The organism is Empedobacter sp. UBA7494 (genome assembly GCF_002478465.1).
GTDB classification, from domain to species: domain Bacteria; phylum Bacteroidota; class Bacteroidia; order Flavobacteriales; family Weeksellaceae; genus Empedobacter; species Empedobacter falsenii_B.
Genome location: NZ_DLOC01000067.1, coordinates 14,815 through 29,321, shown reverse-complemented (window position 1 = coordinate 29,321; position 14,507 = coordinate 14,815). Strand labels below are relative to the sequence as shown.

12 protein-coding genes are annotated in these 14,507 nt (G+C 30.8%); 5 read left to right on the top strand and 7 right to left on the bottom strand.

Going from position 1 to position 14,507, the window contains the following annotated elements; all coding sequences use genetic code 11:
* Positions 1-3 precede the first annotated feature (3 nt).
* The 3 genes from B4E95_RS08155 to proS form a co-directional block, all read right to left on the bottom strand.
* Positions 4-3,198: a hypothetical protein gene (locus tag B4E95_RS08155; protein ID WP_291091073.1), complete on the bottom strand. Its 3,195-nt coding sequence runs from the start codon at positions 3,196-3,198 to the stop codon at positions 4-6.
* A gap of 13 nt (positions 3,199-3,211) precedes the next feature.
* Entirely contained in the window at positions 3,212-4,726 is a 1,515-nt protein-coding gene (locus tag B4E95_RS08150; RefSeq protein WP_291091072.1) for a T9SS type A sorting domain-containing protein, read from the bottom strand.
* 305 nt (positions 4,727-5,031) lie between these two features.
* Positions 5,032-6,510, bottom strand: coding sequence for a proline--tRNA ligase (gene proS, locus B4E95_RS08145; protein WP_291091070.1), 1,479 nt, complete (start codon positions 6,508-6,510; stop codon positions 5,032-5,034).
* Between the two features lie 103 nt (positions 6,511-6,613).
* On the opposite strand from proS, the gene B4E95_RS08140 reads away from it, so the two are divergent.
* Both B4E95_RS08140 and B4E95_RS08135 read left to right on the top strand, forming a co-directional pair.
* Positions 6,614-7,942, top strand: a complete 1,329-nt coding sequence (locus B4E95_RS08140) for a hypothetical protein (RefSeq protein ID WP_291091069.1) — start codon at positions 6,614-6,616, stop codon at positions 7,940-7,942.
* 21 nt (positions 7,943-7,963) lie between these two features.
* A complete protein-coding gene (locus B4E95_RS08135) occupies positions 7,964-9,376 on the top strand; it encodes an OmpP1/FadL family transporter (protein WP_291091068.1) in 1,413 nt (470 codons plus the stop codon).
* A 93-nt stretch (positions 9,377-9,469) separates the two neighbouring features.
* Here the strand turns inward: B4E95_RS08135 and B4E95_RS08130 are convergent, their stop codons facing one another.
* Entirely contained in the window at positions 9,470-10,225 is a 756-nt protein-coding gene (locus tag B4E95_RS08130; RefSeq protein ID WP_286495554.1) for a head GIN domain-containing protein, read from the bottom strand.
* A 113-nt stretch (positions 10,226-10,338) separates the two neighbouring features.
* Between B4E95_RS08130 and B4E95_RS08125 the strand changes: the two genes are divergently transcribed.
* The 3 genes from B4E95_RS08125 to B4E95_RS08115 all read left to right on the top strand — a co-directional run bounded on the left by B4E95_RS08125 (position 10,339) and on the right by B4E95_RS08115 (position 12,201).
* Complete coding sequence (locus B4E95_RS08125) at positions 10,339-11,103, top strand: exodeoxyribonuclease III (protein WP_291091067.1); 765 nt, start codon at positions 10,339-10,341, stop codon at positions 11,101-11,103.
* A gap of 10 nt (positions 11,104-11,113) precedes the next feature.
* The gene (locus tag B4E95_RS08120) at positions 11,114-11,647 is read left to right on the top strand and encodes a hypothetical protein (protein ID WP_038332722.1); all 534 of its coding nucleotides are present in this window, start codon (positions 11,114-11,116) and stop codon (positions 11,645-11,647) included.
* 80 nt (positions 11,648-11,727) lie between these two features.
* Positions 11,728-12,201 (top strand): GNAT family N-acetyltransferase, encoded by a 474-nt coding sequence (locus tag B4E95_RS08115; protein WP_291091066.1) that lies wholly within the window; start codon positions 11,728-11,730, stop codon positions 12,199-12,201.
* Between the two features lie 702 nt (positions 12,202-12,903).
* Here the strand turns inward: B4E95_RS08115 and B4E95_RS08110 are convergent.
* Genes B4E95_RS08110 through B4E95_RS08100 form a run of 3 tightly spaced genes read right to left on the bottom strand, consistent with a single transcriptional unit; the run spans position 12,904 to position 14,404 of the window.
* Positions 12,904-13,428 carry a DUF4136 domain-containing protein gene (locus tag B4E95_RS08110; RefSeq protein WP_291091065.1) on the bottom strand — a complete coding sequence of 175 codons (525 nt, stop codon included), beginning with the start codon at positions 13,426-13,428 and terminating at the stop codon, positions 12,904-12,906.
* 11 nt (positions 13,429-13,439) lie between these two features.
* Positions 13,440-13,955: a GNAT family N-acetyltransferase gene (locus tag B4E95_RS08105; RefSeq protein ID WP_291091064.1), complete on the bottom strand. Its 516-nt coding sequence runs from the start codon at positions 13,953-13,955 to the stop codon at positions 13,440-13,442.
* Between the two features lie 2 nt (positions 13,956-13,957).
* Positions 13,958-14,404: an NUDIX hydrolase gene (locus B4E95_RS08100; protein WP_291091063.1), complete on the bottom strand. Its 447-nt coding sequence runs from the start codon at positions 14,402-14,404 to the stop codon at positions 13,958-13,960.
* Positions 14,405-14,507 lie beyond the last annotated feature (103 nt).

Genomic DNA, 14,507 nt, shown 5'->3' with positions numbered 1-14,507 from the left:
AATTCAGGGGGATATCCAGTTTGGCCCTGTAATACTCGTGACACCAACAAGAGGTTGATAGATATAAGAAGTGATCATAGCTTGAGGTAATGCTGTTCGTAAACTAGCAAAAGAATCTTTCGTTAAAGTACCATTGTTGCTTGCTATTTCTAAATTTTGAATAAAACTACTAACCTCTGATAAAGAAGCTCCTTCTATTTTAGCGATAGGATATTGACCGCCATATCCCCAAATAATAGAAACAGGAATTCCATTTTCTAAAGTATATTGTGTAAGATTACCTTGAGTGTCATAACTGTTGTAAGTAATTTTACGATCGATAATAGTGTTAATATTTATACCATTTCCTTTCTTTTGATGAACAGCAGCTTTCTGAACAATTCCATTGAATAAATTATATTGATTATGAACTTCAGAAATATATACATCATCAACACTTTGTTTAACAATCACTGGTTCTGCAATGCGGTTAGCATCCGTCAATTCTTTCATATAATCTTCTTGTCCAACTAAATCTGGAGGATATTGGTACTCTGTGGTTAGTGTTTCGCCTTTGCTGTTTTGGATTATTTGTTTTGTTAACTGTGAATGATTTGTACTATTGTAGTTGTAATTGTTTTTTGTAGAGATAGAGGTTCCATTATCAACATAATCTGTTATTTCTTCACCTACATTATTATACCAATATGTATGAATTTTATATTCAGAAACAGATAAAGGTTTGAATTTAGTATCTAAATCCGAGTTCAATACATTAAATACTGTTCCACCTCTATGCACTGTGTAATTGTTGTATGTATTATATATTTTAAAATCATAATTATTTTTAATTTTTTTCACTATCTGAAAAGAGTTACCATCTTTAATTTTTCCTAAATATGTAGAGGAAATAGATCCTATATTCCATCCATTATTATCTATATTATTTGAAAGTCTATGTTTTCCTAACACCAATTTTGCCATAATATTCTGATTAGGAATAAAAGTCTTTGCTATAAAGTTTTTCTCGTCTGAACCATTGGAATAATGAAGTTTTGTTATATTCTTATATAGGATTTCAGAATTATTATATGGAGTAAGATTATATATAGAATTCGAACTGATTTTATAGAAATTAACTCGATCAAATGAATTAAAGGCTGGAGGCATTGGCGGATTCCAACATCCGCCAGATGGAGGGGTATATTGCTCAAAATATTCACTTATGAAACCACCTCCTGAATTATCTATTTTAAAATCTTCCATATCTACTAAGTAAGATGGAGAATCATTATAAACTAATTTTAAATTTTCTTCCTCGAAAGATTTATAAGAAAATTCGTAGACATTATTTTTTAAATTATCATTTTTAATAATTTTTTTTACTCTAATACCATAATATGGTTTATCTACCTCTACTATCTTAAACTCTGTAGTATATTTTAAATCATAATAAAAAACAGTATTTGTTCCTATCATTTCATAATCTATTCTATATACATGTCCTTTTTTTATTTCAACACTACTTGAATAATTATCATTAGCAAAAACAGAACGTCCATTTGTTATATATACTTCATTTGTGACATCATAAAATTTAAAGTTAACAGCATTCTCTCCATATTCTTCATTATAGGCGCTAATCTTGAAATCTATTGTTTCATCGTATAAAGCCTTAAATTCAGGGGTTTCTCCAAAATGTTCAATCCAAGGACTAATAATTTTTCCAGAATATTCATTTTTTGTACGAATTTCATCTTTAGCTTTTATAAGGTTAGATTCATATTCTATTAAATCATAACCTTTTGTAGGAAAAATAATTTTATTTAACATTCCAGATTGAGAAACAGTAGGTTCAACACTTCGATCACCTCGAGGGATTTGATTATAGAAGCTAGCAAATATTGAATAAGGTAATGAAGCTTTATTTATATATTCTTTAGGAATTAAAGAACTATTATTTTTATTATTTGCATAGCCTAATAAATCTTGAGAATTACTAAATCGAGGAGGGAGACTATTTGGATTGAGGTAACCAAAACTATATTTTTTTTGATTAGTGAATGTAATTTCTTTTAAAAAGTATCTTATATCTAATCCTTTTTGTAAACTACTGATTATATTTACATTATTAAGAAGGTTAGAAGAAATCTTATCATATGAAAAATGAATGTTTTCAATTTCTTTGTTGAACTTATTTTTTAAAATAATCTGAGATAAAAGTTTGTCTTGATATATATCTTCCCTGTCTATGTAATTAAAAAATAATTGATAATTAGGTGACATAATCTCTGAAATTAATTTAGTTTTAATTTCATATGCTCTTGTGCAATATGTTGGTTCTACTGTAGTATATGTTTGTGATTGAGACGCTCCACAAGGATAAATATCATCATTATAAAATCTATCTTTAAATATAATTGTTTCATTGAAATCTCTAACTTCATAAGGTTCAATATTGATATACTTAAAATTATATTCATCGTTATTAAAGGTTTTTATTTTATTTACAAACCACTTTACTGGTACGAAACCAAAACCTCTACCCGAAAAGCGATCACAGTAACTCTCACTATCTAGATTAACTGTTTCAACATTAGATTCATTATCAAAAAAATAAGTATTTCCTTTTGTATCGACTATTTTAAACAACAATGGATAATCTTTAATAATTGTGATATTTATATCGCTTTTATCAATTAACTCAACTTTCCCATTAACAAGTAAAAAACTTCCTGAATTACCAAATAAATTATATGAAAATAGATCATATTCAGCATCAGCTCCAGCATAATCTTTATTAGATAATGTCCTTTCATAATTATCTATTAGTTGATAATTTTGTTCTGTAATATTTCCGTCAAAGTTTGATATACGAGAAGATATTAATTCATCGGGTTTTGCATTAATTACACGATAAATAATTGCATCAAAATTATTATTCCAATTGATTCCATTTCTCCCTCCTGAATCATTAACTTTTATACCTCTAGTCTGGTAACTCAAAGTTGGATTGTAAAATAAATCTTGTTCAAACAATTTTAATTTATATGTATATTCTCCTTTATAATTTAGGTCGTCAACTTCTGTAAAATTATCAAACCTAAAATTGTCAATTTTAGGTGAAAATGAATAATTTACATCATTCTTTTTTAATTGAGATTTTACAAATAAAAAATTAAAAAAGAAAAGAATAATAAAAAAAAATTTAAAGTTCATTTCAGTATAAAGTTTATTTTTTAATAATTTTAATAGATTCAGTTTGGTTGTCAGTGTTAATTTTTAGAATGTAAATTCCTCCTGAATAACTTTCTAAAGAAATAGGTGTAGAACGGTATTTCACTTCTTTAGTTTGCAAATGTTGTCCTGTTAAATTATAGACCTCAATCGTCGCTTTTACAAACTCTTTGTTGATTAAAACATTCACAATATCACGCGTAGGATTTGGATAGGCTTCGATATAGGTACGTTTTTCTGTAGAAGATTTATCACCTAATTTCACCAAATAAAAATCAGATTGTCCATTACTCCCTTTTCCTTGTTGTGTTGAATTTCCAAATAGAATAACCGAACCATCACGCGTTGTAACTATTTTTTCAAGGTAATTAAAGCCTTTTTCTCCAAATTGTTTTTCCCAAATTTCTAAACCATTTTGATCAAAAGTTTTAGCTATATAATAACTTTCTATAGAATGATTGTTAGATTTTAACTGTTCTAACGTAGAGATTTTATTTGCTGTAAAAAATAATTTATTGTCAACCAATTTTATTTCTGTTATAGCCAAATCACTTTCTATTTCTAATGCGGTTGTTTTTTGTATTTGAAAATTAAAATCGGTTTGAATAACCTTTGGTTTTAACTCATTTTCAACATTTTCTAAAATAGAAAACAAATAACCATTCTCATTTTCTTGAAAAGAAATCAATTGATTGTCTGAATTCAAATTTAAATTCTGTTCAGAGATTATTTCTCCTTTTTGATTAATCTGAACAATCCAAGTTCCTTTAGATATTTGATCAATCGTTTTATTTCCACTTACAGGAGAATTCGAATTACCAATTAAAACAAAACCATCTTTCGTTTCTATAACCGATTTGATTTGATCATCAAAAGAACCTCCAAATGTTTTTTCCCATAGGGTTTCTCCTTTTTCATTTAGCTTGATGATGAAATAATCATTTCCTCCAAAATTTTCGCTCTTTTTATAGGAAGAAGGCGTTGAATTAGAATTAGCAGCAATTAAATATCCTTTATCTTTTGTTCGAATAATATCTACAGGAATATCATTCCCATTTCCGCCAAACGAATTTTGCCACTGTATTTTTCCTTGTGCATCTATTTTTATAACCCAAATATCTTCGTTTCCTTGGTTTTCACTCACTTTATCGCCAGATTTAGTAGATGTAGAAGCTCCTGCTAAAACATAGCCACCATCAGAAGTGGATTGGGCTGCATATAAAAAATCTGAACCATTCCCGCCAAAAGAGTTTTGCCATTCTTGTTTACCATTTTCATCCATTTTCCAGATAAAATAATCTAAACTTCCTTGATTTTTCTTTTGGATATCTCCTGTTGCATTAGATGCTGAACTACCTAAAATCAAGAAACCATAATCGGGTGTAGAAATCGCATTGTATAAATATTCTGCTTGTTCTCCTCCTATAGACTTTTCCCACAATAGAACTCGTTGTGCTGAGAGTATATACATAGAAAATAAGGAGAAAACAGAAAGTAGAGTTTTCTTCATATTTTTTGAAATTTTATTTATTTCAAAACTATATTAAGTAGATCACGAATTGATTAAATAATTGTTAATTTGTTAAAGTTTTATTAAATTTAATAATCTATTAACATTATACTCAGTCAAAATCTAATAATCTTAAAGTTCAAAAAACTTATATAAATAAATTACGGTTTTACGTAAAATAAAAATCCAAAAAATAATTTTACTACTATAGTAATTACGTTTAAAAGAATTGCACGCCAAAAAACATTAAAATAAAAAAGGAGCTAATTAATAGCTCCTTTTTTATTTTTGATATATCTTAAAATTTAGTACGCTTTTGCATATAAAACTCTGTATTTTGCTGGTTTTCCAGAGAAAACATCTACTCCTTCAGTAGGCGTTTCAAAAGCTTGAGGAATACAACGAATTGTTGCTTTCGTCTCATTTTTTATAGCTTCTTCTGTTTCTTCTGTTCCGTCCCATAAAGCTGAAACAAAGCCACCTTTATTTTCGATAATATCTTTGAATTCTTCAAAAGTTGTTGCTTCTGTTGTGTGAGCATCTCTAAAATCTGACGCTTTTTGGAATAAATTAGTTTGAATATCTGCTAACAATTTTTCCACCTCAGTTGACACATCATCCAATGCAATAAATTGCTTTTCTAATGTATCACGACGAGCAACCTCAACATGACCTTTTTCTAAATCTTTTGGTCCAATTGCAATACGAACTGGAACACCTTTCAATTCGTATTCAGCAAATTTCCAACCTGGTTTAGTTTTATCATCATCATCAAATTTGATCGAAATTCCTTTCGCTTTCAATTCAGACGAAAATTTATCCACCACTTGACGAATTTCTTCTAATTGTTCTTCTGTTTTATAAATTGGAACAACTACAACTTGAATTGGTGCTAATTTTGGAGGTAAAACTAATCCTAAATCGTCAGAATGCGTCATAATTAATGCACCCATCAAACGAGTAGAAACTCCCCAAGAAGTTGCCCAAACATATTCTTGTTTTCCTTCTTTGCTTGCGAATTTAACATCAAAAGCTTTTGCAAAGTTTTGCCCTAAAAAGTGAGAAGTTCCCGCTTGTAAAGCTTTACCATCTTGCATCAACGCTTCGATTGTATAGGTATCATCAGCACCTGCAAAACGCTCAGAATCTGACTTTCTTCCCTTTACAACTGGAATTGCCATAAAATTCTCTACAACATCCGCATATACTTCTTGCATTTGTTGCGCTTCCGCAATTGCTTCTTCTTTTGTTTCGTGAGCTGTATGCCCTTCTTGCCATAAAAACTCGGCAGTTCTCAAAAACAAACGCGTACGCATTTCCCAACGAACAACATTTGCCCATTGATTAATCAGAATTGGTAAATCGCGGTACGACTGAATCCAACCTTTGTATGTACTCCAAATAATTGCTTCTGAAGTTGGACGAACAATTAATTCTTCTTCTAATTTTGCTTCTGGATCTACAATTAATTTTCCTTTATTATCAGGATCATTTTTCAATCGATAATGCGTTACAACCGCACACTCTTTCGCAAAACCTTCTGCATTTTTTTCTTCGGCTTCGAATAAACTTTTAGGAACAAATAAGGGGAAATAAGCATTTTGATGACCTGTTTCTTTAAATCTTTTGTCTAATTCTGCTTGTAGTTTTTCCCAAATAGCATAGCCATATGGTTTGATCACCATACACCCTCTAACCTTCGAATTCTCAGCTAAATTTGCTTTTACAACAAGCTCATTGTACCACTTAGAATAATCCTCAGCACGAGTTGTTAATTTTGCCATAATCTTTTATATTTGTTGATAAGTTTCGTATCTTTACTTGGCATTAAAATTGCCTATAAATTTATGCAAATTTAATTATTACAAACGATGTAAATTTATAATTATGAACAAAGTTTATAAAATTTCTAATAAAATTTCTGCAACTACATTAATTCTTGTGGCTGCATTAGGAATTTCATCTTGTTCGACTTATCAACCAAGTGGTTACGAAAGCGACGGAGTTTATTATAATCCGAAAACAGATAAAACCTATCAACAAGCTCAACTACAACATGGTAACGAGCAAGGAGAACAAGAAAATAAAGGGGAAATAAAAATTGGTAGTCCATACTTCGATGCAGAAGGAAATGGTGCTGAACAATTTTATTACCAAGATGATGTTGATAGCACAAATGATAATACTCAATCTAAATCAGCAACCAAAGTTAAAATTAACGGATATGGTTTAGGTGGTTACAATTATTTTGGAAACAACGACTATACATTAACTTATAACGGATCGAGTAATTATGACTGGGGACGTAATGATGGTGTAGAAATTAATATCTGGAACAACTATCCTTGGTACAGCTACGGATGGGGAGGTTTCTATAATCCATATCGTTGGGGATATTACAATCCTTGGTATGGTGGATGGTACGGAAACGGATTTGGTATTTCATTCGGATGGGGATGGAACGATCCATGGTATAATGGATATTATGGTTGGGGTTGGAACAGACCTTACTATGGTGGATATTATGGAGGTTACTACGGATGGAATAACGGTTGGGGTTACGGATATCCTGGTTATTATGGATATGGATACAATCGTCCAAGAGGAATTTATTCTCAACCAGGTTACAGAAATGGTGGTCGTTTAAATAACACCATTAATTCTACTCGTCCTGTTGGAAGCTTAAATGGTAGAAACAACCAAATCTCTACAGGTTTAAGACCAACTCGTGATAATACAATTAACAATACAACACGTCCAACTCGCGAGGTAAGACCAGGTACAGACCAAAGTCAAATTAACGGAACTCGTCCTACAAGAGAGGTTAGACCTTCTGTTAATCAAGGACAAATGAATAATACACGTCCAACTCGTGAAGTAAGACCAAGTGTAGACCAAAGCCAAATTAACGGAACTCGTCCTACAAGAGAAGTTAGACCTTCTGTTGATCAAGGGCAAATGAATAACACGCGTCCAACTCGTGAAGTAAGACCGGCACAAACACAACAGCCTACTTACAACACAAGACCGACTCGCGAAGCTCAACAATACCAACAACCAACGAGAAGCTATGAAAGAACAAATAGCATGAACAATTCTCGCCCATCATATTCTACACCTTCTCCAAGTAGAGGTAGTAGTATGAGTAGCGGAAGCATGGGAGGTGGTTCTCGAGGAAGTAGCACAGGAGGAGGCTCTCGTGGTGGAAGAAGATAACTAGATTTAGATCATATATAAATGAAAAAAATATTATTAAGCCTTTGTACCTTAGCTGGTACATTGGCTTTTGCACAACAGAACAAAGGATACGAAACTCAGTATTCTACAAATGCTATAAATTTATATTCGCAAGATATTAACAGCGGAAATGCTAAATATATTGGTGTTGGTGGAGCTGTTGGTGCATTAGGAAGTGACATTACTTCTGTCGAGCAAAACCCTGCTGGATTAGGAGTAGCAATTAACTCTGATGTCCAAGTAACAGCTGGTGTTTCTACTTTTAGCAACAAAACTAATTTCGGAACAAATATCAAAGAATCTGAAAGCAATTTTGATTTCCAACAATTTGGAGGAACATTTGTTTTTGCAAATGAAGCTTCAAAATGGAATCGTTTTACAGTTGGTGTCGCTTATCTTAATCAGCGTTTAGACAATTATTCATCAATTGGAACAAATGAAGGAATTAGTTTTGAGAATTTAAATACAGGTGACACTTGGACATTCAATGGTTACATTAAAGATATTGATGGATATAAATCTAAATTCTCTGTTAATTTAGGTACAAGTTATGATGACAAAGTTTATTTGGGATTTGGATTAAACTTCCATGAAACAAACTATTCGGGATACGAACAATATGCAGAGCGTTATGACAAAAATAATGATACATATGTTTACAATGCTAATGGAGCTCCTTATAATGAAATTGGACAAGGATTCTCTTTCTCTTTAGGAGCAATTTACAAAGTGAATCACAATGTACGTTTAGGTGCAGCTTATCATTCTCCTGTTTGGTACAATATCTCGGAAGATGTTTATAACGATAATAATACTCATAATGAATCAACTGGTACTGTTGCTTCATACTATATGTATTCTTCTGATTATGATATGACTCGTGGTGGACGTCTTGTAGGAAGTTTAGGTTTTGTTGTTGGTAAAAATTTATCTCTGGGTGCTGATTATACCTACCACATGAACAATGATACAAAATTAAAACCATCACAATATTTTAGTGGAGATAATAATTTCATCAATGATTTTGTAAAAAATTCAAGTGAAGTTAGAGTTGGTGCGGAATACCGTGTAGATCGTTTCAAAGTAAGAGCTGGTTATAATTATATAACTTCTCCTTACAAAGATTTTACAATGGATATTGCAAACGAAAATAATGTTGTAACAAACGCTGCTGTTTTATCGAAAGCATTTCAAGGAGATATTAATCGTGCAAGTTTTGGTTTAGGATATGATTTTGGAGGATTCTATATAGATGCAGCTTATCAATATCAAACTCAAAAATATCAACAATTGATTGGTGGAACAGATTATATTAATACTAATAATGAATTTGTTTCTTTACCTAACACTTACGCTCCAAAAGTTAAATTAAACAACAATTTATTCTTATTGACATTAGGTTGGCAATTCTAATAAAAAAAATAGATATAAAAAAAATCGGATGAAATTCATCCGATTTTTTTGTAGTACTAAATATTAACTTATCATAGTTTTAAACAAAAACTATTAGTTTATTCTTTTGATAGAAGACATTCCAGAAGTGCTCACTTTCGTTTTCAAACCATTTTCGTCTACATAACGAACAGAACTCGCTCCAGAACTATCAGCAGTCAAACTATTCACAGCCCAAACTGTTGTAGAACTTGCTCCTGAACAATCAACAACTACATTCGCAGCTTTCAATTCTTTTCCAATAAACGAAGAAGCTCCTGAAACTGAAATGTTTAAATCCTGTACATTTCCAGAAATTTTCATACTTGATGCACCAGAATTATCAACCGAAATAGAATTCGAAACCACATCTAATTTTAAATTACTAGCTCCTGATAAATCAACAGCCATTTTTTCTACTTTCTGCGTTGGCAAAACGGTAACACTCGTTGCACCTGATAGATCAAACGAACGTAATTTTTGATGAGGGAATTTAATTTTAATAGAAGAATTTTTCAAGTTTACGGTTCCATTAATTTTCATAACCAAAACACCATTTTTCACTTCAGTCGTGATTCTATTCATAATATTATCTGGCGCTTCAACAGAAATTTCACCATTATAATTACCATCAGAAACAGTAACACTTATTGCACTGCTTACATCAATTCCTTCAAAAGAAGATATCTTACGCATTTCTGTAATTGTATTACTACTTGCCTCTACTCGGTCTAAATAATTAGAAACTGGCGATTTAGAATTTAAATCTACCGAACAGCTCGCAAATCCTAACGAACTGAATATTAAAATTGGAAGAAAAATGTATTTCATATTGATGTCTTTTATTATTAAGACGTATTAACTTCTAAAAAGTTACAAAAAATATTCACTTTATTCAAATTTCTAAATCAATCCGTCATAAATATTTAGTAATTTCGCTAACTATGAAAATCATCAGTTACAATGTAAATGGAATTCGCGCTGCGATGACTAAAGGTTTGGTTGAATGGTCAGAAGCTGCACAACCAGATGTTTTTTGTATTCAAGAAACAAAAGCAATGCAAGAACAAGTGGACACAAAACCGTTTGAGGAATTGGGTTATCACATTTATTGGCATGCAGCGGAGAAAAAAGGATACAGTGGAGTTGCTATTTTCTCGAAAATAAAACCTAATCATGTACAAATAGGAACTGGAATAGATTATATTGACAAAGAAGGTCGCGTTTTGAGACTTGATTTTGACAATGTTTCGGTAATTAGTTTGTATTTGCCAAGTGGAACAAATATTGATCGATTAGATTTTAAATTACAATTTTGTGAAGATTTTAAAGATTACATCAAAGAACTTAAAATCTCTCATCCAAACATTGTAATTTGTGGCGATTATAACATTTGTCACGAAGCAATCGATATTCACGATCCTGTTCGTAATGCGAAAGTTTCTGGTTTTTTACCTGTCGAAAGAGAGTGGATGACTGCTTTTCTTGATGAATGTAATATGATTGATTCTTTTCGTTATTTTGTAAAAGAACCTCATCATTACTCATGGTGGTCTTATCGTGCAAATGCGCGCAACAATAACAAAGGTTGGAGAATCGATTACAATATGGTGAGTAATACATTAGAAAAAAATATGACGCGTGCCACGATTTTACCAGATGCAAAGCACTCAGATCATTGTCCTGTTTTATTAGAATTAGACGTTTAAGATTATATAAATGAAAAAAATTGTACTTTGTTGTTTAACACTTTTTGCAATTGCAAGTTGCGTTCCTCAGAAACAACACCAAGAATTGGAAGCTAATTATTACAGAGCTTTAGACGATCAATCAAATACATCTAAAGATTTGACATTAGCTAATTTGAAAATCGAAACTCTTGAAAAAGATTTAGCAAAAGCTAAAAGCGAATTATACATCAAAGATACAGCTTTGACAAATGCGCAAGCTATGATTAGAATGGCTCAAAAAGAACATGATACTAATTTGCAAGAATTGTATTCTGCATTGAATAGTTCTGGAGAAAAATCAAAACTTTTCTATACTCAATTAAACGAAAAAGAAAAGCAAGTTGCAGAATTAACTCAAAAAGTAAAAGATTTAGATGCTAAGATTGATCAAAAAGATACAGAAATCTTCAATCTAAAAAGACAAATCTTAACACAAGAGATTAACCAAAAGGTTTCGGAAGCAACAGCTACGCCTCCTAAAACAACAACTCCAGCAAAACCAAAAACAACAACAAAAAAGTAAATATAAAAGTCTTATCATAATTGGTAAGACTTTTTTTATTCTTTAAATCGAAGTAACTTTGCAAGAACTAAAAAGTTTTAATGAAAGTTATTTGCGAAACAAAAAGTTTGGTCTTACGAGAGTTTTTTGAGATTGATGCATTCGAATTATTTCAATTAAATTCTGACAAAGAATTGATGAAAATCGTCAACGAAAAACCGTATAAATCTGAAGACGAAGCGAAGTTTTTTATCGAAAATATGGAGAAACATTACCAAGAATATGGTTTTGGTCTTTGGGGTGTTCACGAGAAAAAAAGCGGACGATTTGTTGGTTGGGGAGGTTTGCGCCAAACAAAATACGGCGCAGTTATCAACATTCGTCTGAAACGCAAATTTCAGAACAAAGGTTACGGAACAGAAGTTTTGAATGCAATTGTTGATTACGCAAAAAATGAATTGAAATTAGATAAAATTGCTGCAAAAGCAAATGTAAATCAACCCGAAACGTTGAAACTTTTACAAAAATCTAAACTTCAACAATCAGAAGAAAACGAATTAATTTATAAGTTATAATACAAAACACCTTTTACTTAACATAAACATTATTATAGAACAAGAAAAGACATCCTTATTAGAATGTTTTTTTAATTTATGTAATCATATAATCTTATCAAAGAATAGGTAATTATTACTATTATTATCATGTATAAAATATCCTTAACTATTTTTTTTTTGTTTATCATATAATCTTTTTTTTTCTAAGATTAATCAATATAAAATCAAATTGCTTGACTTCAAATCATTTTTATTATTGAATATACAAGGGGCTCTGATTAGAGTCTTTTTATATTGTATTTTAAATTAAGTATATTGGAAAATACCTCTATCAGGTTTAATTTCTTTTTCAAAATTTAACTTTAGTAAGTTTTATAAAAGCTCCTAATATTTTACCAGCTTTAAAAATCATAATTGCAGACAAAATAATTAATCCGATTTTAATATAATTATAATAAACACTTTTTAAAATTGAATTACTAATCATAATATTTATTGTATTTGTATAAAATTAGCTATTTCAATTGATTTAACATAATCATTATTATACACCTTTTTAAAACGCGTTAAGTCACTGATATTGTGTAAGTTCCGTTTTGGATAAATGATTTTAGGTTTGAAAAACCTCTGAAAGGCGCATTCTGCCGTTGAAACGGCATATCCAAATCGGACAAAATATAAATCCCTCGTAATTTTAGTTTTCGAGGGATTTTTTAATTATTATTTCTTTTTAGGTGGAAATTTTTGTAGCAATTTCGTTACACCTTTCTGAATATTTGCTGCACGAACTTCTGGCGAAGCTTTCAAGGGCATTTGAATTTTCAAGGTTCCTTCCCAAACTAATCTTCCTTCATCCTTCATTGAAATCGTATAATTTTGATTTAATTTTTGAGACATAATCGGAATTCCAACCGAAACACCACCTCCAAAACCATAGCCACCCGTTCCCATTCCAATTCCAACATTAGAATTTTGTTGTTTTGAAACATATTCTTCTGGCTTCACGTCTAACGTTAAATTTGCATCATTCGACTTCTGAAAACCTCTGTATAACATTCCTTTTTCAATCGAAGAATATAATCTAGCAGAATCTAAATCATTCAATCCTAAATTTCCTGTTTGCGTAAAAGAATACGTTCTATTTGTTTCAAAATCAAAATCTCGGTCATAATCTACCGCTACATTCTGCGTGCTACACGAAACCATTGTTAGGAAAATAGCACTTAATAAAAGTATTTTTTTCATAATAAATTTTCTTAATCAGTTTTCAATTTCGAATAGATGTCTACACTAAGAAATTGATTATCTTTTATTTCACAATCCCTCATAGAACCTTCAAAAATGAAGCCCATTTTTTCGATTGCTTTTTTACAAGTAATATTTCTCGAATCGACAAAACCTTCTATCCGATGCAAATTCAGCGAATTATACGCAAAATTACAAATAAGAGGAAATGCTTCTTTCATAAATCCTTTGTTCCAAAAATCAGGTAATAACCAAAAACCGATTTCAGCTTTTTTGTTCTTTTTATCTAAATTGTTCAAACCTCCAACTCCGTAAAAAGTAGAGTTATCAACAGAACAAATCGCCCAATAAATTCCAGTTTCGTTTTCTTCTAATCCTCTATACCAATCAATTTGCTCCTGAGTTTCTTCTAAAGTTTTATAACTTACACCATAATATTTTATCACTTCTGGATGCGATAAGCCTTTAAAAATATCATGAATATCTTCTTGAACAATTTGTCGAAGAAGCAATCGTTCAGAATTCATTTTTATTGATTTTTAATGTACGTTTCCACCACTTTTCTCAACGAATCAAAACCTATTTCATCTAAATTAATTTCGTTGATAGAAACCCACTTTACTTCTGCAATTTCATCTTTTTCAAGAACAATTTCTTCGTCAGGAAAATCAGCAATAAATGCTAAATCACACGTTTTATACGGAACTTCTTTATACTCGTATGTATTGGGTTGCGAAAGAAAATACTTGAAATTCTCTAAAGGAATTTTAATTCCTAATTCTTCTTCAATCTCTCGTTGACACGTTCTTTCTGCCGACTCATCTGGATCTGTAAATCCACCAGCTAAATCTAACATTCCCTTTTTTGGTTCTTTATTACGAACATTAAACAAGATTTTGTCATCTTTTTTAAGAATAACCGCCACCGCAGCAGCTACGTTTTGATAATAGACCAAATCGCAATTGTTGCATGTCATTTTTCTAAAGTCAAAGAGATCGATCGTATGTCCACAATTGGGGCAAAACTTGAATGATTTTATCATTTCTTTTCTATTTTAATGTAAAATCTGAAACAGATTC